The organism is Alteromonas sp. Cnat2-8, from assembly GCF_022348355.1.
In the GTDB taxonomy this organism is placed as follows: Bacteria; Pseudomonadota; Gammaproteobacteria; order Enterobacterales; family Alteromonadaceae; genus Alteromonas; species Alteromonas macleodii.
Window position 1 is genome coordinate 522874 of the sequence record NZ_JAKREX010000002.1, and the last position, 23836, is coordinate 546709.

The following is a 23836-nucleotide window of genomic DNA, read 5'->3' on the forward strand; positions in this document are numbered from 1 at the left end:
GAGGCCAATTATGTTTAATCGAATAATAGATTGGTCGGTAGCAATAATATTTTAGTGGTTGTGCTGCTGTTAGGCATAATTGCGGGGTCGGCGATGCTTTTGCCGTCGCTGAATTTGGACGCTTTCCCTGATGTAACCAATGTTCAGGTAAGCGTGAATACCGAAGCTCCGGGGCTTGCCGCAGAAGAGATTGAGCAACTTATTACCTACCCAATTGAAGCTGTAATGTATGCGTTGCCTGATGTTGAAGAAGTGCGCTCCATCTCTAAAACCGGGCTTTCAGCGATTACCGTTGTGTTTAAAGAGGGGACCGATATTTACTTTGCCCGTCAGCTTGTTTTCGAGCGCTTGCAAACAGCAAGAGCCTTCATTCCTGAAAACGTAGGAACGCCAGAAATGGGGCCAAATACGTCTGGGCTAGGTCAAATTTATCAATACTCCCTCATTGCAGATGACGGTGCGAAATATGATGCAATGGCGCTGAGAAGCCTTAACGACTGGGTAGTAAAGCTGCTACTTATGCCCATAGATGGCGTGACAGATGTGCTGTCTTTTGGTGGGGAAGTTCGCCAGTACCAAGTGAACGTAGATCCGTCAAAGTTACTTGCTTATGGGTTATCTCAACAGAACCTTGTTACAGCGTTGCAACGCAATAACACTAATGTTGGCGGGTGGTATCTTGAACGGGGGCAAGAACAACTTGTTGTGCGTGGAACGGGGTGGTTCGCAAGTGGTGAGCAGGGAATTCACGATATTGAGCAGGTGCCGGTAAAAACGGTAGATGGCGTGGTGGTAACGGTGTCTGATCTTGCTGATGTTAAAACAGGGCCTGAAATACGACAGGGCGCGGTCACTCTGTCTCAAAGGGCATCTGATGGCAAGGTAGAACAGTTTGGTGAAGTGGTAACAGGCATAGTATTAAAACGGATGGGGGCTAACACCAAAGCTACCATTGATGGCATAAATTCAAGAGTTGCGCTTATTAATCAAGCGTTACCCGAAGGGGTACGTTTCACGCCTTTTTATGATCAGGCAAACCTGATTGAAAAAGCAATTTCTACCGTAGTGAAGGCATTGACCATCGCCTTCGTTTTTATCACCATCGTTCTCGCCCTTTTCTTAATGAACGTGGGCGCTACGTTTCTTGTGCTCATCACTATTCCAATCGCGATAGCAATGGCGTTGGCCATCATGGCTTTCATGGGGCTGTCTGCAAATTTGATGTCGCTTGGCGGAATAGCGGTGGCTATTGGTATGTTAGTAGACGGTTCCGTTGTGATGGTTGAAAACATCTTTAAGCGATTAAATGCAAACACTTCGAGCTCGCATGAAGATGCCCAATCTTTCAAATCATCTGTAAAACTAGCGGGGAAGGAAGTCGCCAGACCTATCTTTTTCGCTGCATCGATAATTCTAGTGGTCTTTGCTCCTTTGTTTAGTTTTGAGGGAGTAGAAGCCAAGCTTTTTCAGCCTATGGCTATCAGTATTATGCTTGCTGTACTTTGTGCCACTGTCGTTGCGCTGTTCTTCGTTCCTGCCTTAGCCACATTTCTATTCAAGCGAACTAGGAATGTGAAGCCGAGTGCTTTGTTGATACCTGTTGAGCGCGCTTACCAACGGGCACTTTCTTTTACGTTGCTGCATACCAAGTGGCTAGTGTTACTGGTTGGTCTGCTTCTGGTTTCTGCTGTTGCCCTTGTGCCAAAAATTGGCACCGAGTTTGTTCCTGAGCTAGAAGAAGGAACAATAAACTTGCGTGTTACTTTGGCACCGTCTTCAAGCCTAGAGACTTCATTAGCGGTAGCCTCAACGTTAGAAGAAAAGCTGTTGGCGTTTCCCGAAGTAACTTATGCGCTAAGTCGAATAGGCCGTGCTGAAATAGGCGGCGACCCAGAACCGGTTAATAACATCGAAATTTACATCGGGTTGAAACCTGTTTCAGCGTGGGAAAGCGCGAGAAATCGCGATGAGCTACAGCAAAAAATGCAGGCTGAATTGTCGCAGTTCCCCGGCCTTCTACTTAACTTTTCTCAGCCTATCGCCACCCGTGTAGACGAACTGCTTTCCGGTGTGAAAGCACAGCTAGCCGTTAAATTATTTGGGCCAGACTTGGCTGTTCTAAGTGCTAAGGGACGAGAAATAGAGAGCGTTATTCAAAACGTAAAAGGAACAAGAGACGTGGCGATGGAACAAATTGTGGGGGAAGCTCAGCTGGTTATTGCTCCCGACAGACAAGCGTTGTCACGCTATGGCTTATCGGTGAGTGACATAATGGAAGTGGTACAAGACGGGGTAGGAGGTGTAGCCGCAGGTCAAATCATTAACGGAAATGAACGCTACGATATTTACGTTAGGTTAAAAGAAAGCGCACGAAAAAGCAGCGACACCATAGCAGATATTCGACTACAATCGCCCAGTGGTGCATGGCTTCGTATTGGCGATGTGGCATCGGTATCTTATGAATCCGGACCTCCGCAAATACGCCGAGATGACGTTCAGCGTCGCGTAGTGGTGCAAGCGAACGTCCAAGGAAGAGATATGGGCAGCCTGGTTCAAGAGATACAAAGCGCCATATCTTCAAGGGCGAATTTGCCCGCAGGGTATACGGTGCAAATAGGCGGGCAGTTTGAGAGCCAACAGCGTGCTCAGAAAAAATTGTCGCTCATCGTGCCGCTTTCTTTGATATTGATTGCCGTGCTGCTTTACCTCGCGTTTAATTCCCTGAGTCAAGCGATGTTAATACTTATTAATGTGCCACTTGCCATCATCGGAGGCGTGTTCTCTTTGTACTTTTCCGGCCAATACCTGTCAGTACCAAGTTCAGTCGGCTTCATAACACTATTCGGTGTTGCCGTATTAAATGGCGTAGTGATGGTGGAAAGTATTAACCAACGGGTGAAAGGGGGAATGGCTGTTGAAAGCGCTGTTTTCACTGGTGCTACATCCAGGCTAAGGCCGGTTCTGATGACGGCGGCAACGTCTGCATTAGGGTTGATACCCATGTTGATGTCAAACGGTGTCGGCGCTGAAATTCAGCGGCCGCTCGCAAGTGTTATCGTAGGTGGGCTGGTTACTGCAACGCTTTTAACACTCTTTGTGTTACCTGCCTTGTACAGCGTATTTTCGCCGAAACAAGCGGCTAATTAATTGTGGGCGAACCTATTTAGGTTCGCTGGGTTTCAGTTTCGACCAGCTCAACAACAAGGCGTAAATTACTTTGTGTTGATACCGCATTAAATGGGTAGCAGGTAACTAAATAGAGCTGCTGCCCATTTACATCTACTTTCATTGCCGAGGCGGCATCGACTATCGTCTTCGATACAACCCGATAGGTTACCCACTGTGAATTCGGCAACTGTAATTGCATAATATCTCTGGCTCTCACCTTCTTTAAGAACGTGAAGTGAGTATCTCTATGCCCGCCAATCACACTACCACCCTGTCCGAGTGGGGACGAGTCGGTATGATGACCTGGGCCAAATGCGAGGGCGTTTCCTTGTGCGCCTTCTAGTACATACAGCTGCGTCTCGCTTTTTGCATGAACCAGCTTGCCCACTGGCCAAGTATCAGACCAACGCCAAGGCTTCTGGTTAGCGCCAGTGGCTAGCGTTTCTTCCCACGAAGATTGAATTAAATATTGCGCCAGTTCAGCTTTCAATAATATCCAGCCAGCTTTGCCAAAACTGGCTGTGGCGATCAAGACTAAGATGATGGTAAAAGAGTATTTAATCATTGTTTGTCCAAGCCATATTAAGTCAAAAAATAAAGAAATGAGTTTAAGGTGCTAACCTCGTCCCCCCTTGTTTCGCAAAAAGGCGATGCTGTGAAAAAGCGACAATAAAAGCATGGCAATCATGCCTAATACGACATGTTCAGATACACCCGCTGCGGTTTGGGGGTAACTGATTTGTCTGAATTGCGCTCCCTGTGGCATTAGGTTTCTTACGTTTTCAGTGGAAGACGGTATGTGCTGTGTATTTGCTATTTTTTCTTCAATAGCAACGAAGCTGGTGAACTCTGTTATCAGTTTATGGGGCAGGGCTACAGCAAGTATGTCTTGTTTTACTTCATCTACATTTCGCCCTAATGCTTTTTCATCCATTAACGCCGCCACTTTCTTTCTTGCCCAAGCAGTCGCTACGCCAAGGTGTTGAGTAGAACCTGTCGACGTTGGTGCTATTGCTACCGAACGGGTCCACTCGCGAGTGGTGCCCTGCTTGTCTACTAGTGTACCTTGAAGGGTTATTTTTCCGCTTGTACCGGCGTTATGAGGCAGTTTTACATTCAAAAGCAAAGGTACTCCCGCGTATAAATCAGGGATTTTAGAAGGGTAAATCTCTGCTGACTGTGCATAGCCAGCTGGTAGAGTGAGGCTTAAATCACTCAACACAGGGCTTTCTAATTTATAAAGCAAGCTATTCATTTGCTGTTTAATATCTGCCGTATTGCTAACAAAAACATAGCTTCCGCGACCAAACTGAGCGGCTCGCGTCATGAAATAGCTATTAGGCGCGCTGCCTATGCCTACTGTAAAAAGGCGCGCATCACCCAGTTCGTTCTTTATTTGCGAGAACAATGCAGCTTCATTGCCTACCGCACCATCGGTAATAAAGACAACTTGTTTTATAAAATCTTTAGTTGTCGTGCGCTTAAGTGCGGCATTAAGCGCTGGCGCCATTTCAGTGCCGCCACCTGCATTAAGGTGCTTTACAAAGTCCCTCGCATATTGCTTGTTTCGTGTTGTTCCCTCTACAGAGTTTTCAAACAAACGCGTGGTGTCATTGTTGAATGCAACAACATTAAATCGGTCTTTCTCACTCAAGCGGTCTATCGCTAATTGTAAACTCTCTTTTGCGTCGACAATCGGGCGACCTCCCATAGAGCCTGACGTGTCGATAACGAAGGTGATATCGCGATCAAAATCCTGTAAATCTTGGCTCTTCACTTGTGGCGGCATTAGCATAACAAGGGCGTAGTCATGCTGACCTTTCGATTCAGTGAAAATAGCTGCTTGTGGTGCACTAGAGGGCGAAGGCTGCCACTCTAGCCAAATGTCTCGGTCCATTTTGATATTGCTTTGATTAAAGGTGACAAGATAATTACCTGTGGATTCTGACCAATTCACACGGTGATTTCTGCTAGTGACGCTATTAAGCGTTAAACCAGTATTTAGTGTTGCGTTGAACGTAAGTTGCGGGCCTTCATTGCCTTCTCTCATAAAAGGCGTGATAGCTCTGGCATCGGGTACCTGATCTGTGGGTTCTCCCCAACCTGTACCTGATATTTCAGCCTCTATATTCTCGTTAAACTGATTTAGCGGAATGCCGGGCGAATAGCGAGGAGTGAGCGTAGTAGGCAAGTGAAAAGTAAATTTTCCATCGCGGTAGTCTACCTGTTGTACATACTGAAGTGTCACCGTTATTTCCTCACCTGGCGCTATATTCGCGACCTGCTGGGTGAATAAATTTGGGCGTTGTTGCTCTGTTAAACTGGCTTTCTTTCCCGCTTTTTTGGCCGCTTCAAATGCTTCTTTCGCTTCTGCCTTCGGCTTAATTTGACCCCGGATTATTCTGTCTCCTATACGCATTTCCATACTGTTAATCGCCGCGTTTTCATTAAGCGGAAAGGTGTAAACGGCATGCTTCCATTCATTACTGGCGTTAGTGAATTTTTGAGAGTAGGTAACGTGCGCAATCATGCCATTCACCTGTAAATCCACGTCAGTTGAATGCAAAAGAGCGGGGGAAGACTCACCGTCTACGCTTTGCAGCATCAATTCGCCAGACTCAGCGCGACTTAGCGGGCTAACTACTATGCCAAGCAAAAAACAGAGGAAGGAAGTAAGGATAAGCAACCTGTGATTACGCGGCTGAGTTACATGTTGCCGTTCCCTAAACCAAGGTTTGTGAGTATTGGAAGGTGTTAAATAATCCCGTTTGGGTGTTTTGGAAAATAGCATGGTAGTGGCACTGAGTTAACGAACGGTAACTTCTATTTAAAAAAACAAATAGGGCGTTCATGGGCGAAACAATGGGGCAAGTTTGTGATGAATTGTGTCGTTGTTAATTTAATCAGACTATTCGTTGAATTGGCTGCGTTTTTTAAGGTGGAAGGTAACACGCCTTGTATTGCTAAATTCCAAAGTAACCGGTTCAGGCAACTAATGCGTCGTTTTAGGCAAGGTTCGCTATCTCCCAACACCTATACTTAATTCATGGTTTGACGAGGTAATCGTTAAGCAGGCAAGAACATCATTTTCACCTAACGACGAGTAGACATCATGAACAAAGTATCATTTCCAAATACCAACGGTTTAAACATTACTATGTCTGGTCTGATAAATTTTCCAGAGAATTTTGATTCAACTAAAACTTACCCAGCCATTGTGGTTTCACATCCGGGCGGTGGCGTTAAAGAGCAAACTGCTGGAACCTACGCAAAAAAACTAGCAGAAAAAGGCTATATCGCTCTTGCGTATGACGCATCGTATCAGGGCGAGAGTGGTGGCGAACCACGCCAACTGGAAAACCCTCATGTTAGAACAGAGGATGTAAGTGCAGCAACTGATTATCTGACAACCTTAGATTACGTCGACAATGAACGTATTGGCGCAATGGGTATTTGTGCGGGCGCTGGCTATACCGCAAACGCTGCCATCAACGATAGACGCATTAAAGCGGTGGGCACAGTAAGCATGGTCAACATTGGCCAAATGTTCAGAAATGGTTGGGACAACAATGTAAAAGACAGTGAGGCATTACCTTACTTAGAAGCGGGCTCTGCGTCTAGAACCTCTGATGCCAGCGGTAACGATACAGCGACTATGCCAATGGCGCCTTTAAAAGAAGAAGATGCTCCGAATGAAGAACTTCGCCAAGCGTGGGAATACTACCATACCGATCGCGCAGCATACTGCACAGCGCCAGGATTTGGTACTGCGAGAAGTTTAACGCAGCTTATTAGTTATGACGCCTTTTTTAAGGCAGAAGCTTTCCTTACCCAACCTTTGTTGACGGTGGTTGGAAGCAATGCAGGAAGCAAATGGATGAGTGACGACTTGATGGCGCGTGCTGCAACATCGGATAAAACCATGCATGTCATCGAAGGTGCAAACCACATGGATTTGTACGACGGCGAAGCAGAAATTACAAACGCAATGAGTGCGTTAGAAACCTTCTTTAATCGCACGCTATAAGCAGTTATTCCTAAACAACTTCTGTTGCCGACATTGCATTTGCGATGACGGCGCAAACAATGCTTGAGACAAGGAGCATAAAATGAAAAAGGTCAGTTTTAGAAACTCAGACATGGCATGGGATATTTCAGCCCTTATTCTAACTCCACCCGATTTTGACGAGGCTAAACAATACCCGACAGTCATTAGTGTACATCCATTTGGTAGTTGTAAAGAGCAGACATCAAGCGCTACTTATGGGAAGGCACTTGCAGAAGCAGGCTATGTGGTCATTGCGTATGACGCAAGTTTTCAAGGGGAGTCTGGAGGTGAACCTCGCTTTGTGGAAGATCCCACCCAACGGGTAGAGGATGTGAGTCGAGTCATTGATTATGCGGTTACCTTGCCTTACGTAGACGCGGAAAAAATTGCAGGCATCGGTGTGTGCGGTGGTGGTGGCTATGTTTTAAATGCTGCTTTAACCGAAAAGCGAATCAAAGCCGTAGTGGGGATCACACCTGTCAACATTGGTCGACTCTTTCGAGAAGGCTTTAGCATGTATAACCCCATTGGTGCGTTAGAGGGTATGGCTGCACAGCGAACGGCAGAAGCCCGAGGCGGTGAGCGACAAGTAAATGAACTGCTCCCTGCAAGTCTCGCTGAAGCCAAAGACAATGGAATGACGGAACGCGATGTTTATGAAGCAACTGAATACTACAAAACCCCGCGAGGCCAACAGCCGGGTGGCGCTACAAGAATGTTGTTTTCTCATGCGCAAAAGACACTGGCGTGGGACGCATTTTCTTTTGCAGAGACCCTTATGACGCAACCCGTAATGGCAGTTATTGGTCAGAAGGTTGGGGCATTTGGTGCCTACCGTGACGGCATGGAAATTTACGGGCGCGCAGTGGCATCTAAAGATCGCCAATTGGTTGAATTAGAAGATTGGTCCCATTACGACCTTTATGATAAAAGTGAACCTGTTGGACTGGCCATGGCGCAAATTGTACCTTTCTTCAAAGAACATGTAGGTTAGTAACTAAGAATAAGTGATGACAACTTGCGCCCAAGGCATACAGCCGAAGGGCGTAATTATTGTTTAATCCTTTTCTTTTCGATGTAATGCTTGTGGGAGATCGAACGGTGTTTTTTCCAATCAGTGATGCGAAAAAAGCGTTAAGTGAAATGGTGCTGGAATACAGTCGAAAAGAGGGAGACCACGAAACGCCGATTTCAGGCCTTACCCTTCACGTAAGAAATGCGCCGACAGAGCCTTTACACTGTATTTATACGCTTAGCCTAGCGGTCGTTTTGCAAGGGGCAAAGCTCCTTTCTTATGAAGACCAGCTCCATCAGTCCACTGCTGGCCAATCTATGCTAACTACCTTTGATTTGCCGGTAATTTCTCATGTGTCAGAAGCGACGAGGCACAACCCTTTTGTAGCGCTGGTTCTGAAGTTGGACTATACCCTCATTCTGCAAGTTTGCGCCGAACTTAATCTGTCAAAACCGCCAAGAGATATTCGATATCAACCAATATCGACACAAGATGTGGATGAAGGCTTGTACGACGCTCTAGGTCGCCTTATTAAAATGTGTGCCCAGGGAAAGTTTTTGGATAGCCTTTACCCATTGGTTGAAAAAGAAATTGTTATTCGCTTACTTGATGGACCACACGGATTGCACCTTCGCCACCTTGTGTCGTCAGGCGCGCCAAACGCACATATTTTAAAAGTGGTGACGTGGTTAAAACAGAATTTTACTCAGTCAGTGGGAATGGACGCATTGGCGGACCAAGCCCACATGAGTGCTTCTACTTTCAGGCAGCGCTTTCGAGCACTTACTGGTACCAGCCCTCTGCAATATCAAAAGACACTAAGATTACAAGAAGCAAGGGATCAAATGCTGATGAACGGTTTGGACGCAACACAAGCAAGCTCATTGGTTGGCTATGAAAGTGCATCTCAATTTAGCCGAGAATACAGCAGATTGTTTGGCATGCCGCCTCAAAAAGATATTCAACGCTTACGCACAGTTTAGAAGTCTTAGCTGCCCAGAGCATCAACCAGCGTATTGAATCTAGTTCTTCCTACTGGAACACTCGCGCCAGAGTGCAGGTGTGCAATGTACTTCGCACCTGAGTGTTGTTCGATATGCTTAACTTCATTAAGAGGTAACGCATAAGAGCGATGAACTCGCATAAATCCTTGAGGTAGAATTTGCATTAACCTGTCTAAGTGCTTGTCATGCAATATGGTTTGATTGTCTTTAGTGGTTATTTCACTGTAGTGCCCTGCGGCTTGAATGAATTGAATATCATCAACTTGAAGAAAGCAGAGCACATTGTTTTTGCGATATGACAACCGCTGACATTGGCCCTTAAATTGATGCAGAGAAAAGCGTTCTATCGCTTTACTTATTCTTTCTTGAGTAAATGGCTTACCAATAAAATCAAGTACGCCAAGCTCAAACGCTTCTAAAGCCCTGTCGGTATTCGCTGACACCACCACGGTGTGATAAGGGGCGGCAAGCTGTTGATGAATTAATGAAAAACCGTCTTTTCCATGCAAATTCAAATCTAGAAAGAGCAAGTCTGTGTCGCGGTCAGATAAATGCTCTTCCGCATCATCGAGGTTGGAAAAGCGATGAATAGTGGTTTTATCGTCGGTACACTGGTCGATAAAACGAGCAAGTCGTTTGGCAACCATGGGTTCATCTTCTACTAGGGTAATATTCATAATAGCGTTTGTAAGGTGATTTGTTCGGTCTGCTCGGCGTGCGCGTTACTTTGCTCACCCGAAACGAACGTTGTTGGAAATGTGAGCTTAGTTACCCAATACCTATCTTCATTAAATTCCACTAGCTTCCAGTTATTACCAAACGCTTCTGTGAGCCGGGCTTTAATGTACTTGGTGCCAACACCGGTTCCTTCTTTATTCTGTAATGCTGATGTCTGGTAAGAATAGTGTTGAGTAAGCTGAGCTTTAAACAGCAAGGTAGTTGAAGGTCTTTTATTCTTATCATGCTTGGCATTCTCTATGGACACACCCTGTGCTTCATCCTCTTGTTGTTCAGAAAAGCTAAGACTAAATTGATACTCTCCCGAGCCGTATCTGTTGTGGCTAAAAGCATTTTCTATGAGGGTGAGTAATACTCCGGGAGGAATAAGCTGTAGCCCTTTGTTTTCTGACATCTCCGGCTTTTGCAGTGAAAAGTGGGCGTCGAAGCGGTATCCCATAATTTTAAGGTGACTTTCACAAAGGGCGACTTCCTGCTGTAAAGCAATTAAGGCTCTATCGCTTAAGCTGGCCATTTGGCGAAACTCCGATGCTAATGCCTGAATAAACCCAATGGCTTCTTTAGGGGCGATTTCAATCCACTCTTCAATTGCGGTTAGGGTATTGAGAATAAAGTGAGGCTGTAGCTGTTTCTTTATAAGCTCAAGCTGCAGACGCTGGGTGGTAAGCGTTGACTGCGTAAGTGCACGCTGTCTCTCAGCATGGGTTTGGCTTAGCACGAGTAGTAATAAAAGCGCTAAGCCACTAAACGAAACAAAGAAATATTGGTCCATAAACGAAAACCGGTTTATGAGAACGGGTGAAACAAATACCACTATTCCCATGGTCATTAACCACGCGTACTTCTTCCGTTTATAAATACTGGCCACACCAATAATAAAGCTAATGAGCAAAGACACACTGAATAACAAAAAGCTGCGGTAATCGTAACCATCGAAATATAACAGTACCCCACAACTAGCCATAACCAACACAAGCAAGGTACTGATAAACCAAGTTTTTGAATAGCGGAAGAAAGACAGGAAAAAGAGCGGTAGCACCAGGCTGATAACAAGGGTTAATCCAAGGACGATTTCCATTCTAAGGATGTGCCACTGGTAGCTGTAACCGAATAGACCTCGCCATGACTCGGCCAAGATTAATAGAATCAGCATGGTGCATAGGCAGCTAAACCACAGGTATGCAGGCTCTTTGAGCGATGAAAAGTACACCACAAATGAATACATGGCGACAAGAACCAAGCCACTTAGCATCATTAAGGGTAATCGTATACGCCACTCATTAATGGCGGCAAGAGTTTCGAAGTCGTCTGCAAATACCCAAAATCCACTACTTTGCGCGGTATCTGGACGAAATTCGCTGCTCAGCCTTACCATCACCGTGTTATCACCAGTATTCAGGTACTGTGAAGGTAGTATGAATATACTGTCTATTTTACCTGGCAATTCTTTGCTCTCGGCTGTTGCAGGCATGCCGTTATCACCAATGTGATAGCCGTTCAAATAAACAGAAAACGCGCCAAGTATAGAAACAAACAAGCCTTTAGGCGCATTCTCGATTTGTTGTACACCTTGTGACCCATTTGATGTTGCGTTGAACGCAAGTGTGAACTTGAGCCACCTTACTTCATTAGACAGTTCGATATCCGACTGGGAATGAGCCCGCCATCGAGGGTCGTTCTCCGCTGGTACTTGCTCTTGCCCAGAATAGAGGATGCTGACCTGAGAAGGAAATGTCGGTGAATGGGTGGGCTGTTCGTGCAAAAGTACAACGCCCCAAATGAGCATTGTCATAAGCATTAAGTAGAACCAATTGAGTTTTTGCACGGGAAGTTAGGGCGTGTTGTTTGTTGTTATTGTTAACACAGTACACAGTTTTTAACTGTTAATGAAGTCGAAGTAATGCACTTGGGGAATGCCTGATGCAGTTCAGGAAATAGGTTGCCGTAAACCGAATAATTGACGCTACATTTGGCTGAAATTTATACGGAGAGTGATGTATGACACCCATTAATAAACTAGTAGCCTTTATCCTTTTACTTTTGTGGTATGCGCTACTTGAAATAGCCCACGCAAATGACAACCAACTGTTGTCTCAAGCAGAACTCAACGAGCTCTTAAAAGAATACAAATTAAGTGGCGTAAGCGTCGCGGTAATCGACGACTTCAATGTTGTCTATTCCGCCACAGCTGGGGAAAAAGTGTTCGGCTCAGGTGATGCCATTAACCAGTCAACGGCCTTTTCTACCGCTTCTATTTCCAAGCCGGTTACCGCGCTACTAGCGGCTATGCTCGAAGAGCAAGGAAAGCTTAGTTTAGACGACTCTGTAGCTAAGTATCTCACCCGCTGGACACTGCAAAAAGAGCAGTTTCCCAACCCAGAGGAAATTACTTTTCGTCGGTTGCTCAGCCACACTGCGGGCACCACACAAAGTGGGTTTGCTGACTTTTATAAAGGAGACGCTGTGCCAACGGCTATCGATAGCCTAAACGGAGTAAACGTACCTCGTTATGACTCGCCTATCAGCTTAGCATTTAAGCCTGGTGAAAGTTGGTCGTATAGCGGCGGAGGCTACGTTATTGTGCAAATTGCGCTGGAAGATCTAACTGGAAAGACATTGCCTGAATTAGCAGAAGAAATGCTATTTAAGCCGCTAAACATGGTTAACACCACAATGTATCAACCTGACAGCCCGCTATTTTTGCAAAATGTGGCAAGCGTTCATCACGACGATTTGAGCGTGATCCAATCAGGATATCCAATTTGCCCGCAAATCGCGCCTTCTGGAATGTGGAGTAATGCTCTTGATATGGCAACATTGATTATCGAAATGCAACGAGCACTAAATGGTGATGATACAAAGGTAATCTCGCAAGCAGTGGCGCGTAATACTACTCAAATTGAAACCCTCGATGTTGTAGGTGGTTGGGGGTTAGGCTGGATGCGTCTTGAGGCTAAAGGCAACCTAGAGTGGTTCTCTCATGGTGGTTCAAACACAGGAACAGGAGGGCAAATCATGGGCACAATGCGCGATGGTAGAGGTATCGCTATATTCGGTAACGGCGGCAACCCTGCTCGAATTCCGGTTATTGAAACAGTTATTGCAACGGTTGTGGAAAAGCTCGACTGGAAGAAAAGCTTGCCCGTGGTAAAGCAACAGATTCCCCTTAAACTGTTAAATGACTTTGAAGGTAAATACCTCGCAGGTTTTGGAGAAACCATCGAAATCAGCAAGCAGAATAACCAGCTTTTCTACCAAGGAAGACTGTTGCTGTGGAGTCATATCGAAAGTGGGGAGCTTGTTTACCTTGGTGACGGAGAATTTGGTGTGGAAGGTTATCCAAACCGACTTTCTCTTGAAACAGTAAGCGGTAAAAAGCGGCTGAAAGTGTCGCGAAAAGGAAGCGATAAGGTGTCGTATTTTGAATCTGCCCCACAATAGGGGCAGTAAGATAGACAAGGCGAGTGTGTTACTCGCCTGCCATGGCGCGCCCTTTGGTTTTAACACTGGCTATCAGCATATAAATACTGGTAGCAAGTAAGCACGCAAATAAGTAACCCATCAACCCTTGAGGGCCTACTAAAAAGTTATCGGCAATGAGTGGGCCTACTACTGAACCCACGCTGTAGCTGAAAAGCATGACCTGTGTGGCGCATACAATGAAGCTAGCATCGAGCTTGTCGCAGGCCAGATTTATTGCCACTGGGTATAAGGCAAATATTGCCATCCCTAATAGAAACAGACCTGTTCCCAAAGCGTATATACCGCTAACCGCTGCGGTTAATGTTATGGCGGCGACACCCAGTAAACAAAATAGTGCCATGAGTAACGTGCGGCCTAAGTACTTGGATAGTGCAGGAATTAAAGGTTGAACTGCCATAGCGCCTAAAATAATTAAGGCCATTAAGCTACCCAAATCGTCATGAGCAATGCCGCGGTTTAATAGTTCAAGGGGCATTAAGCCGTAAATGGCACCTAGGGTTAAGCCTGACACTATGCAACCAATAATTGCGGCATGATTTAGTTTCGATATTTGCTTTAGCGACAGTGGCGTACTGTGGGAAGCTTCAGGCTGCTCGCTCTTTGCAAACAAAAGTACGCCAATGGCTAAAATCAACATGGTGAAAATGGCAGCAAAAGGAAGCATGCCGCCTACGCCAATAGCGCCAATACCTAACTGACCTAAAGAGCTTCCCCCGTACAGTGCGCCCATGTACAAGCCTAAACGTTTGGCTCTATCGGCTTCGTCGCCGTGTAAAAGCCACGACTCTACGATAACAAATACACCCGCTACAGCAACGCCAGCCACTAACCGAGCCACAAGCCAAACTGCGGTGTGAGCAAACAAAGGCATTACTACAATAGTTAGTAATAGTACGCCTAAACACAGCGCAAAACCGTGCTTGTAACCAACGCGGGTTACCAACGGTTCAATACTAAGGGCACCCACTAGTAGTCCAGCGTAAAAGCTGCTAGCCAGCCAACTGGCGATAGCCGTGTCTAGGTTGTAATGGCTGAGCATTAGTGGGATCAGACTCATCAAATAGCCAGACGCAACTGCGTACATACCCAGCGCAATAACGGGAACAGAAACCCGCGCTTTGGCTGGCGGGATAAGGGTGTTGTCCAAGGTAATGCCTTACATCAAAGGAAAGAGAAGATAATTTCGCGGCGCGAATATGAGGCAAATTCTGATATAGGTAAAATGAAAAGAAATGCTCGTAAAGATGCTAAAAATTGATGGTGAGGAAGGCGCTGCTAGATAGTGCATGCGCCTCAGATAGTTTAAGCATTAGCGCCTTAAATCATCCGGTGTATGATCTGCCACAAATGCGTTTCTTTCGCCCATAGGTTTATCTTCTCCTACCGTACTGTCCGCGGAGGTTTGTAGCTCTATCGACGAGTTCACCTCTGCACCGATTAGAATGATATAGGCGGTTAAATACAACCACATGAGCAAGATAATAATGCCCCCAACGGATCCGTAGGTTTTGTTGTAACTTCCAAATTCATTGAGGTATATCGAAAAACCATACGAGGCTACCACCCATAATAAGGTGGCAAAAACTGAACCCGGTGTCACCCAGCGCCACTGGGCTTCTCTTCGGTGAGGGGCATATCGATATAGGGCTGAAAGCGCAATATTAAATAGGGCCAGCATAACTGGCCAAGTCACCCACATGGCTTGCTCGGTACTAAGGGCATTTGACGTCATCCAGTTTAATGCTTCGGGTAAAATGGTGATGCAGGCGAGGGACACAATTACGGTAAGGATCATAAATATGGTGCACGTAATGCGCGCTAGAATACCTTTGAAAAAGCCTCTTCCTTCCGCCTCGCTATAGGTAATGTTGCATGCTTTTATCAGTGCGTTGGCGCCTTTGCTGCTGCTCCACAGTGACAAGAGCAGAGTAAATAAAAAACTCCAGCCTAATGCAGTATTCGACTTCTCGGTTAAATTTTTAAGCTGTTCTTCAATGATGTAGCGACTGTCATTTGGCACCACGTTTACCAGCAATGCCATGTGGCGTTGCAGTTCGTCGGGTGATACAACAAGCCCATACAAGGCAATGGTTGCCCCTAGTAAGGGGAAGATAGCCAGCAAGCAGTAAAAGGCAACCCCAGCGGAGATAAGAGGAATGTTATCTTTTTGCAGGCTAGTGAAAATACGCTTTGAAATACTCCACCAACTTTTCAAAGAAAGCTCGAATGCAGATTTAGCGTGGTTGAAACGTTCCTTGCTCATGTGTCCTCATGTTTTGCCTAAACGATAGAACTCTTAGAGCTTGATACATGAAAACTTCGCTGTCGGCTTACATCAACTTAAAAAAGGAGCGAGAAACAAGCTCTGTAAATCGTTCACAAAATCTGAATATGTGCGTGGCTATCAATGGTGGTGAAATTGTTGGTATTTCATTTATTGTAATTGAATCAATGGTTTGCGTTTCTTGGTTTGGATGGTTTGTAATTTGCACCTTCAACAGCATCGTAGCTAGATAGTAAGAGCTAGGTTATGCCATGCACAAACTAACGCGTTCACCTGATGGGATTTGCTAAAGGTGGTAGGCGGACAGTTATTCCTGTCGTGTGGCGACCCCTGCTTTTACTAGCTTTACATTTCGTCTTTCAAAAGGAGTGAACATTATGAGCAACACCCAAAACCTTAAAGGCAAAAAAATCGCTATTTTGGCAACTAATGGTTTTGAGCAAAGCGAGTTGATTCAACCAAGAGACAAGTTTATTGAGCAAGGTGCTGACGTTGATGTGCTATCTATTGATGATCAGACAACAATTAAAGCGTGGGATAAAGACAACTGGGGGAAGGACGTCAATGTTGATAAACAAGTTACGTCCGTTAATCCTGAAGATTACGATGCCCTTGTGCTACCTGGCGGTCAAATCAATCCCGATGTGCTGCGTACCAACGAAGATGCTGTTGCCTTCATCAAAAGTGCAAACAGCGCGGCAAGTATTAAAGCTATAGGTGCTATCTGTCATGGTCCATGGTTGCTGGTGGAGTCTGGGTTAGCGAAAGGTGCAACACTCACTTCGTTTCCTAGTATCCAAACAGATCTCAAAAATGCTGGTGCGACCTGGGTTGATGAAGAAGTGGTGACCCACTCAAAACTAGTCACTAGTAGAAACCCAGATGATATTCCAGCTTTCGTAAACAAAATTAGTGAATTGGTTGCCCAGTAAAAAGGAGGAAGTGTATGTCCACCTCAGCTACAGATAAAAAGGTTATCGCGATAACGGGGGCTTCCAGCGGCATTGGCGAAGAAACGGCAAAGCAACTGGTAAATAACGGTTTTAACGTTGCTCTCTTAGCGAGAAGTGAGGACAAACTGCGTGCCTTGGTTGAAGAGCTTGGCAATGATGTTGCGTTCGCTGTAAAAGCTGACGTTAGTGACTTTAAAAATGTCGATACGGCATTTAAAAAGGTGAGCAAACATTTCGGTCGCATTGACGGCATTTTCGCCAATGCGGGGCGCGGCGCGAAAGCCGCCGGCATTGAAAAGGGGGACGTAGATGACTGGGATGGCATGCTGGGCGCAAACGTCAATGGACTGCTTTATACTGCAAAAGCCGGATTGCCGTACCTGCGCGATACGCAAGGCCACTTCATTATTACGTCTTCGGTCGCCGGTCGAATAGCCCTGAAAGGCTCTGTATATGGGGCAAGTAAGTGGTTTGCTTATGGTTTCGGTCAGAACCTCGCCGAAGAAATGCGCGAGTGGGGCGGCCGCTGTACCACTATCTGCCCTGGCATGGTGAATACACCATTTTTCGATGAGCCTAAGGAAGATAAGCTTCAGCCAGCGGATATCGCAAAATCGGTATTATTTGCCCTAAACGCAGAAGAGTCAGCCTGCGTTCGCGAGGTTTATGTTATGCCGGCGAAGTAAAGCAAAAGGCTAGTTGAGTATAATGATGTACCGTGTTTTTACAGTTCTTAATTGGCGTTAGCGCGTTAACAAATAGGTCAGAACTGAATTTTATGTAGCTTTTGGCCTATGTAAAACCTCATGCAGAGGACGGTTGAGTTTAAACCGTCCATATTTTTTTTGAGTTTGGAGCCAAGGAAACGGAGACAAACGAAGGGGTATTCGCTGGTGAGTTTACTCAACGATCATTTTTTATAACAGCTTAAGGTTATCTTGATTGTTGAAAAAATAAACACATTGAGATAGTCTAATATAAGCCTTGAGCTGGTCTTGTTGTTCAAAAAGGGAAAGCAGAGTATGGATGCTCACGATGTTTCCGAGCAATAGATTTTCAATAACTTCCCCATTTTTAGTGTTTATCAGTGAAAAGGTGATAACTAAAATGGAGACTGAATATGATACATCATGGCATCAATACACCTAGCGGTATGACCCCTAAATGCACCCATCATCAATCACAAGGCCGATTCAGGCGTCTATTTCCTCAACTCCCTCGACTTATCAGTAACTCGCATGATCTTCGTGAATGCGGTAAAAAGAACGGACCCATGGATTCCGGAGCAGAAGCCAAGTTGTCAAATATTGACCTGGGTTACGTATTCTTAGGCCAATTCATCGATCATGACATTACCCTTGATATTACATCGAGTTTAAGTTCACGAAATACCCCTGATGACATCAATAATATCCGAACGCCTACCCTAGATTTGGATTGTATCTATGGCTCGGGTGTTGAAGGGACACCGCATCTCTACTATCACGCACCACCAAACGCCTCCGGCAAGCCTAAACAAATAGACAAGTTGCACCTGCTGACGAACGGTGATGATTTACTTAGAGCAGAGAGTACTCCTCAGGGGCATTTAAACCAAGTGGCATTGATTGGCGATCCACGTAACGATGAAAACCGAATAGTCTCTCAGTTTCAATTACTGATGCACTATTTTCATAACACGGTTGTCAATGAGTTACTAACGAAGGGCACTTATACGACGAAAACTGCTCTTTTCGAAAAGGCGCGAGAGATCGTGACCTGGCACTACCAATGGGTCGTTATTTATGATTTTTTACCCAAGCTAGTAGGTCAAACGGTCGTCGATGATATTATGTGTAACGGTCGACGATTTTTTACTGAAGATAACTCTCCATTTATTCCGGTTGAATTTTCCGTCGCCGCCTATCGCTTTGGTCATACAATGGTTACCAACCCATTAGACTTTAACGAAAGTCATAAAGGCGTAACGATGTTTGGCAGCGAGTTAGGTACAGGGTTCCAGAAGAATACGGCAGGAGCGATTAACTGGAGTTGGTTTTTTGGAGAAGATGCTCAGAAAGCGGGGGCGGTCGATGAAAAACTTCCTTCAGAATTACTGGAGTTGCCGTTTATCAAAAATGCTGAGGCATCGCTTGCCGTAAGAAATTTGCAACGTGGTCAGAGCTTTTCACTGCCATCAGGCCAGTCAGTGCACAAATACATGGAGTCTGTTTTAGGCGTAAGCCTGGATTCTCCCGATATGTCGATGTTCGAACTGCCGGGCAACTTAGCTCAAGCGACTCCGCTGTGGTTATACATTCTTTGCGAGGGAAGCCTCTCAGGAGGCAATCATTTGGGGCCTGTTGGAGGTTATATTGTAGCTGAAGTGCTTATAGGTTTGATTGAAAGTGACCCTCACTCGTTCTTAGGATCTAACCCTTCATGGTATCCAGAACTAAAAGTACAGGGCAGTCAACCCGCTGGAGCTTTCGAAATGGCTGACATCATCAAATATACTGATTTCGCGGCTTAACAAACAAGCGGAAGTATTTACTGAGGCGTGAAGATATCGACTCCTGTAAGTACGCTCTGTCAAAAGCCATTGTTGAGAATTAGATTAGTAGCACCAGAGTAAAATCGAACAGTCGGTTAGGTTGATGTAGAACGGATGAGACAGTTTTCAACATAGAAATATAGTAGCGGGGTAATGCAAAGGGCAGGGTTAGTCACTGCCCTTTTTTATTTGCCCCGCCTGTACGTTTAACCTGACTTATTAATTTCATGAAGCTATTCAAATTAGCCAAATAAAGTATTTTCCCCATCCTGTTACCCCTAATCTAGGTGTGTAGATAAGCGCTAGTTGAGTGAGATAGGCGATTGCATACTCCTCATCGAAATGGTTTTCCCAAAGGGCCCGCGGCGCAATAACAATAACAGGAGAGTAAGATGTCTAACGAATTTACGGGTAAGACCGCTATTATTTCTGGCGCCGCTGGCGGCATAGGGTTAGCGCTGGCTGAGGCATTGGCAAGGCAGGGTATGAATATCGTCATGGGCGATATTGATAATGCTGCATTAACCGAATCGGGTAACGACTTACGTGAGAAAGGTTTCGATGTATTGACTTGCGCCCTTGATGTTACCGATTACGCTCAGTGGGAAGATATTGTAGCTAACGCCAAAGAGAAGTTTGGCAAGGTTCATATGGTCATCAATAATGCTGGCGTTGGCGGTACGCCGGGGAAAGTTGAAGATTCGGAGCATGAGACCTGGCGCTGGGTAATGGACGTCAACGTTATGGGCGTACTCTATGGCGCACAAGCATGCGTACCAGCTATTAAAGAGCACGGCGAAGGAGGTTGGGTGCTAAACGTGGCGTCGATGGCAGGAATGATGGGTATGCCATATGCGGCGGCCTATTGCGCATCAAAGGCTGCGGTTGTCTCTATGACGGAAAGCTGGGTACCAGAACTGAAACCTTTTGGAATCCATACTTCTGTATTGTGTCCAGCATTCGTGAAAACCCGCATTCACGAGTCGTATAGAAATAGGCAGCAAAAATATGCAGTAGCCGCTGAAAATCGCATTGATAAAGAGAAGCTTAAAGCAGGAGCTCAAGCGGCCACTAAAGCAGTAGAGTCGGGAATCGATGCCTCTGTGCTAGCTGAGCGCGTGATAGAGGCGCTTCAGTCAGAGCAAACTTATATTTATACACACCCGAATTATAGAAAGGTTACTACGGCGCGCTTTGGCGCGATTGATAGCGCCTTTGTCGATGCTGAGCAGAGTCAGGCTGTTGGTCATCTTATTGATGATGAAATCGTGACTTTTTAGTTCATTCGCGGCTACGGTTTGCGTATAAACACACGAAAGAGCCCTGAATTTTGTCTTCCAAAAGCCGTTATATAACGGCTTTTGGTGTTGTGAGAGTCTGAAGGTCAATGACGCGGTCACAGACTTTTTCTAGCTGTGTTCTATCGTGACTGATAAAGAGCACCGTGCAATTTTCTTCTCTGCATTGATCGACAAGTAAGTGAGTAATTGCCTTACTTGTAATGGGGTCGAGCCTAGATGTTGGCTCGTCAGCTATAAGTAACTTGGGCTTTAGTAGCAGCGCGCGCAGCAATGCAGTGCGTTGAAGCTCACCTCCACTTACCTCAGAGGCGCTGCGCTCAAACAATCGCTGGTTAAGGCCTAGTTGAGCTGAAAGTAAATCAGCACGCTTTTTAGACACCTTGTGAAGCTTTATTACGTCATCAATCAATGAATTAAGCGTAGTGTGATGGGCAAATGAACTTGGGGGATCTTGATATAGTTTTAGGGTTTGATAACGGTGTAAAAGCGTATGAAACGCAATATTGCCTTGATAGGGTAGAAGCCCAAGTAGAGCATCACCTAGAGACGTTTTTCCACTGCCGCTATCACCACAAAGCCCGACAATTTCGCCTTCCCCTAAAGAAAAACTAAGGCCAGTAAATAGTGTACGGTTACCTCTCATAATTGTGAGGTCATTCACCGATACCAGCGGTGCAAACCTATGCGTTTTTTTTGTTGTAGCCGTCCAGTGTTGCGGAGCCGACGCAATAAGGGTTTTGGTATAGTTTGAAGACGGGGAGGACAGTATCTTGCGGGTATCACCTGTTTCAACCAGTTTCCCGTTTTTAAGCACCATACATTTACCACCCAGTGCCTCTGCCACTGAAACATCGTGCGTAATGGTAAGTAGCGTACCGTCGTTAGCTTTTTGCTTTAGTTGCTCAATAATATGATGTTTGCGTCCGGCATCTAGCCCTTTTGTGGGTTCGTCGGCTAGAAATAAAGGTGCATTAGTCGCTGATGCACAGGCAAAAGCAACACGCTGTGCCATTCCACCGGAAAGTTGAGAAGGGACCTTATCACTGTCGTCTTTAAGAGCCAGGTTGTCTAGCTGTGTCTTCGCACTCTTTTGTGCTTCGCGAGCACCGTTACCCAATGTAAACCGAAAAACTTCGGCGACTTGCTGGCGAATTTTCATCATTGGGCTTAGAGAATGCCATGGCTCTTGCGGCAGCATAACAATGTCTCGCCCCCACAATTGTTCACATTCACGTCGGTTGGCACGAAGCATATCTACACCGTTTACCAGAACATTTCCCGTAACCCTCAGTGCAGGTGGTAAGTCGCCCATAATTGCTTGCGCTAGCAGACTTTTACCTGCCCCGGTTTCACCTAATATAGTCAGTGTCTCGCCTTGTTCAAGGTTAAGGGATAGATCCTCTACAATAATGGTGTCTTGCGCGTAAATTGATAAGTGTTCAATAGCAATGTACTGGCTCACAGGTTGCGCTCCAATGCATCACTCTTTGATAGTCTACTGCTGCTGTCAAAAATGAACTTATTTAAACGAGGTGTATTGTCACTCTTCGCAGAAAGTAAGTGAAAGCCCAGTACGAGAACGAATAGGGTGAAAATAGGTTGTGCGAGCAGCCAAGGTGCTTCGTGATAGTATGGAAAAAGCTCAACTATCATCAGCCCGAGCTCAGGGCTCGGAGGTTTTAAACCAACATAAACGAAGCCCACCGATGCCATGGCGATAATTGAGGAGGAGGCACCAAAAGCAGCAAGTGATAACACGTCTTGTCGAATGGCGGGCCATATATGCTTATTAAATAAATAGCGTTTTGGAAAACCCATTAGCGCAGAGTTTTCCAGTGCAGGGCCTGTCACTACTGGTAGAGTGATAGCACGTACCAGCCTGAAGTATTCGACGGCCAGTACTAAGGAAATGGCTAAATACAGCATAATGAAAGAGCCGGGTACTAGCGCCGCGAAAAGAAGAATAAGTACCAGTCCGGGGAGCGCCAATATCGTATTGGCAATGAAATTCAACGTCGTATCTACCCAGCCTCTACACCACGCTGCAATTACGCCCGTTAGCACGCCAATGATTGATGAACTTAGTACACACAGTGCAGCGAGAGAAAGTGATATGCGCAGACCCTCTGAGATTCTGGCTAACATGTCGCGTCCGAACTGATCTGTACCTAACCAATGTTGCGCACTTGGGGCTTCGAGCACTTGCTTTAAATTTTGTTGATTACCGTTTGTTCCCAATAGAACAGGCTCGCCCAACGCAAGTAATAAGAGCAGCATCAAAAGTGAAAAGCCAATCAATTTTTCAACAGATAAGGCGGGTGTCTTCATTGGCTATACCCTCGATTCTCTCTCACCCTTGGGTCGAGTGCATACTGACTTAAATCGACTAGTGTGTTGACCAATACGAATAACATGCCCATCAGCAAAGCTGTGCCTTGTAACATAGTGATGTCGCGGGCAAAGACAGCATGGGAAAGTCCGTGTCCTATGCCGGGCCAAGCAAAAAGGCTTTCAATCATAATTACGCCTTCAATTAACCCGATAAGTTGTATGCCCATGAAGGCTAGAGCAGGTATTACAATGTTAGGTAGCGCATGGCACCTGAACGCTTCTAGAGCGCTTAACCCTTTTATCTTGGCGAAATGGAAGTAACCCGATTGAACCTCATTAACAGTACTATTGCGAATTACGCGGTTTGATATAGCCGCCAGGCTTAACCCTAAGGTCATTACAGGTAATATGGTATAGACAAAGCCTGAAGAGCCCGCAACCGGAAGCCAGTTGAGCTCTAGAGCAAAAATAAAGATGAGAATTAGTCCCAAGCAAAAGACCGGTTGAGAGCGCACGAACGTGGAAAACACTAATACTGCTTTATCAAAAAGAGAAGCACGGCTTTTAGGAGTATTTTCACTTTTTCGAGCGCTTCTGATGCCGCTATAAATTCCCAGAGGAAACGCAATTAATGCGGATACCAGAATAGCGAGTCCAGCGAGAACAAGGGTGTAAGAAAGCTGATTTTGTAGCTCAACAACAATGGGGGCTCCCGTGACCAAGCTATTGCCTAAATCCAGTGAGGCTAAATCAGTCATCCAGCTTACGTACTGTTCGAAAGCGCTTCTGTGCAGACCAAGTTCTTCTGCTACGGCGTTAGCGGCACTTGTGCTTACCGCATCGTCACCGTAGCGGCCAGCCGCTATTTTGTAAGCCATATCTCCAGGTAGTGAACGGGTTATAATAAATGTGAGTGTGCCTACACTCCACGCCATCAGTACAGCTTGAAGCAGCCGTTGAAGTAGGATTTTTCTCATT

At 45.7% G+C, this 23836-nt stretch carries 17 protein-coding genes and 1 pseudogene; 9 read left to right on the top strand and 9 right to left on the bottom strand.

Going from position 1 to position 23836, the window contains the following annotated elements; genetic code table 11:
* Window positions 1-10: 10 nt before the first annotated feature.
* Window positions 11-3147, top strand: a pseudogene (locus tag MHN00_RS06465) (CusA/CzcA family heavy metal efflux RND transporter).
* A gap of 16 nt (window positions 3148-3163) precedes the next feature.
* Here the strand turns inward: MHN00_RS06465 and MHN00_RS06470 are convergent.
* Window positions 3164-3733, bottom strand: coding sequence for a class GN sortase (locus MHN00_RS06470; RefSeq protein WP_239300690.1), 570 nt, complete (start codon window positions 3731-3733; stop codon window positions 3164-3166).
* A gap of 51 nt (window positions 3734-3784) precedes the next feature.
* Window positions 3785-5773, bottom strand: coding sequence for a marine proteobacterial sortase target protein (locus tag MHN00_RS06475; RefSeq protein WP_239300691.1), 1989 nt, complete (start codon window positions 5771-5773; stop codon window positions 3785-3787).
* A 507-nt stretch (window positions 5774-6280) separates the two neighbouring features.
* Between MHN00_RS06475 and MHN00_RS06480 the strand changes: the two genes are divergently transcribed.
* From MHN00_RS06480 to MHN00_RS06490, 3 genes are all read left to right on the top strand, one after another.
* Entirely contained in the window at window positions 6281-7195 is a 915-nt protein-coding gene (locus MHN00_RS06480) for an alpha/beta hydrolase (protein ID WP_239300692.1), read from the top strand.
* A gap of 82 nt (window positions 7196-7277) precedes the next feature.
* Window positions 7278-8210 carry an alpha/beta hydrolase gene (locus MHN00_RS06485; protein WP_239300693.1) on the top strand — a complete coding sequence of 311 codons (933 nt, stop codon included), beginning with the start codon at window positions 7278-7280 and terminating at the stop codon, window positions 8208-8210.
* Between the two features lie 59 nt (window positions 8211-8269).
* Window positions 8270-9214, top strand: coding sequence for an AraC family transcriptional regulator (locus tag MHN00_RS06490; RefSeq protein WP_239300694.1), 945 nt, complete (start codon window positions 8270-8272; stop codon window positions 9212-9214).
* Between the two features lie 5 nt (window positions 9215-9219).
* Here the strand turns inward: MHN00_RS06490 and MHN00_RS06495 are convergent, their stop codons facing one another.
* Together MHN00_RS06495 and MHN00_RS06500 are read right to left on the bottom strand one after the other, a co-directional pair.
* Entirely contained in the window at window positions 9220-9912 is a 693-nt protein-coding gene (locus MHN00_RS06495; protein ID WP_239300695.1) for a LytTR family DNA-binding domain-containing protein, read from the bottom strand.
* Window positions 9909-11771: a histidine kinase gene (locus MHN00_RS06500; protein WP_239300696.1), complete on the bottom strand. Its 1863-nt coding sequence runs from the start codon at window positions 11769-11771 to the stop codon at window positions 9909-9911. The genes MHN00_RS06495 and MHN00_RS06500 overlap by 4 nt, the downstream gene beginning before the upstream one ends.
* A gap of 200 nt (window positions 11772-11971) precedes the next feature.
* Between MHN00_RS06500 and MHN00_RS06505 the strand changes: the two genes are divergently transcribed.
* The gene (locus MHN00_RS06505; RefSeq protein WP_239300697.1) at window positions 11972-13414 is read left to right on the top strand and encodes a serine hydrolase domain-containing protein; all 1443 of its coding nucleotides are present in this window, start codon (window positions 11972-11974) and stop codon (window positions 13412-13414) included.
* Window positions 13415-13442: 28 nt separating this feature from the next.
* On the opposite strand, the gene MHN00_RS06510 is transcribed toward MHN00_RS06505, so the two are convergent.
* Both MHN00_RS06510 and MHN00_RS06515 read right to left on the bottom strand, forming a co-directional pair.
* A complete protein-coding gene (locus MHN00_RS06510; protein WP_239300698.1) occupies window positions 13443-14603 on the bottom strand; it encodes an MFS transporter in 1161 nt (386 codons plus the stop codon).
* 162 nt (window positions 14604-14765) lie between these two features.
* On the bottom strand, window positions 14766-15719 hold the full coding sequence (locus tag MHN00_RS06515) for a YihY/virulence factor BrkB family protein (RefSeq protein WP_039228136.1): 954 nt from the start codon (window positions 15717-15719) through the stop codon (window positions 14766-14768).
* A gap of 398 nt (window positions 15720-16117) precedes the next feature.
* Here MHN00_RS06515 and MHN00_RS06520 point away from each other — a divergent pair, with 398 nt between their 5' ends.
* From MHN00_RS06520 to MHN00_RS06535, 4 genes are all read left to right on the top strand, one after another.
* Window positions 16118-16672, top strand: a complete 555-nt coding sequence (locus MHN00_RS06520) for a type 1 glutamine amidotransferase domain-containing protein (RefSeq protein WP_239300699.1) — start codon at window positions 16118-16120, stop codon at window positions 16670-16672.
* 14 nt (window positions 16673-16686) lie between these two features.
* The gene (locus MHN00_RS06525; RefSeq protein ID WP_239300700.1) at window positions 16687-17379 is read left to right on the top strand and encodes an SDR family oxidoreductase; all 693 of its coding nucleotides are present in this window, start codon (window positions 16687-16689) and stop codon (window positions 17377-17379) included.
* A gap of 434 nt (window positions 17380-17813) precedes the next feature.
* Complete coding sequence (locus tag MHN00_RS06530) at window positions 17814-19205, top strand: heme peroxidase family protein (protein WP_239300702.1); 1392 nt, start codon at window positions 17814-17816, stop codon at window positions 19203-19205.
* 413 nt (window positions 19206-19618) lie between these two features.
* Complete coding sequence (locus MHN00_RS06535) at window positions 19619-20506, top strand: SDR family NAD(P)-dependent oxidoreductase (RefSeq protein WP_239300703.1); 888 nt, start codon at window positions 19619-19621, stop codon at window positions 20504-20506.
* A 67-nt stretch (window positions 20507-20573) separates the two neighbouring features.
* Here the strand turns inward: MHN00_RS06535 and MHN00_RS20530 are convergent, their stop codons facing one another.
* Genes MHN00_RS20530 through MHN00_RS06550 form a run of 3 tightly spaced genes read right to left on the bottom strand, consistent with a single transcriptional unit; the run spans window position 20574 to window position 23835 of the window.
* Window positions 20574-21989 (bottom strand): ATP-binding cassette domain-containing protein, encoded by a 1416-nt coding sequence (locus tag MHN00_RS20530; RefSeq protein WP_239300704.1) that lies wholly within the window; start codon window positions 21987-21989, stop codon window positions 20574-20576.
* Window positions 21986-22855 carry an ABC transporter permease gene (locus tag MHN00_RS06545; protein WP_239300705.1) on the bottom strand — a complete coding sequence of 290 codons (870 nt, stop codon included), beginning with the start codon at window positions 22853-22855 and terminating at the stop codon, window positions 21986-21988. Before MHN00_RS06545 ends, MHN00_RS20530 begins: the two co-directional genes overlap by 4 nt.
* The gene (locus tag MHN00_RS06550) at window positions 22852-23835 is read right to left on the bottom strand and encodes an ABC transporter permease (RefSeq protein WP_239300706.1); all 984 of its coding nucleotides are present in this window, start codon (window positions 23833-23835) and stop codon (window positions 22852-22854) included. Before MHN00_RS06550 ends, MHN00_RS06545 begins: the two co-directional genes overlap by 4 nt.
* Window position 23836: the final 1 nt, after the last annotated feature.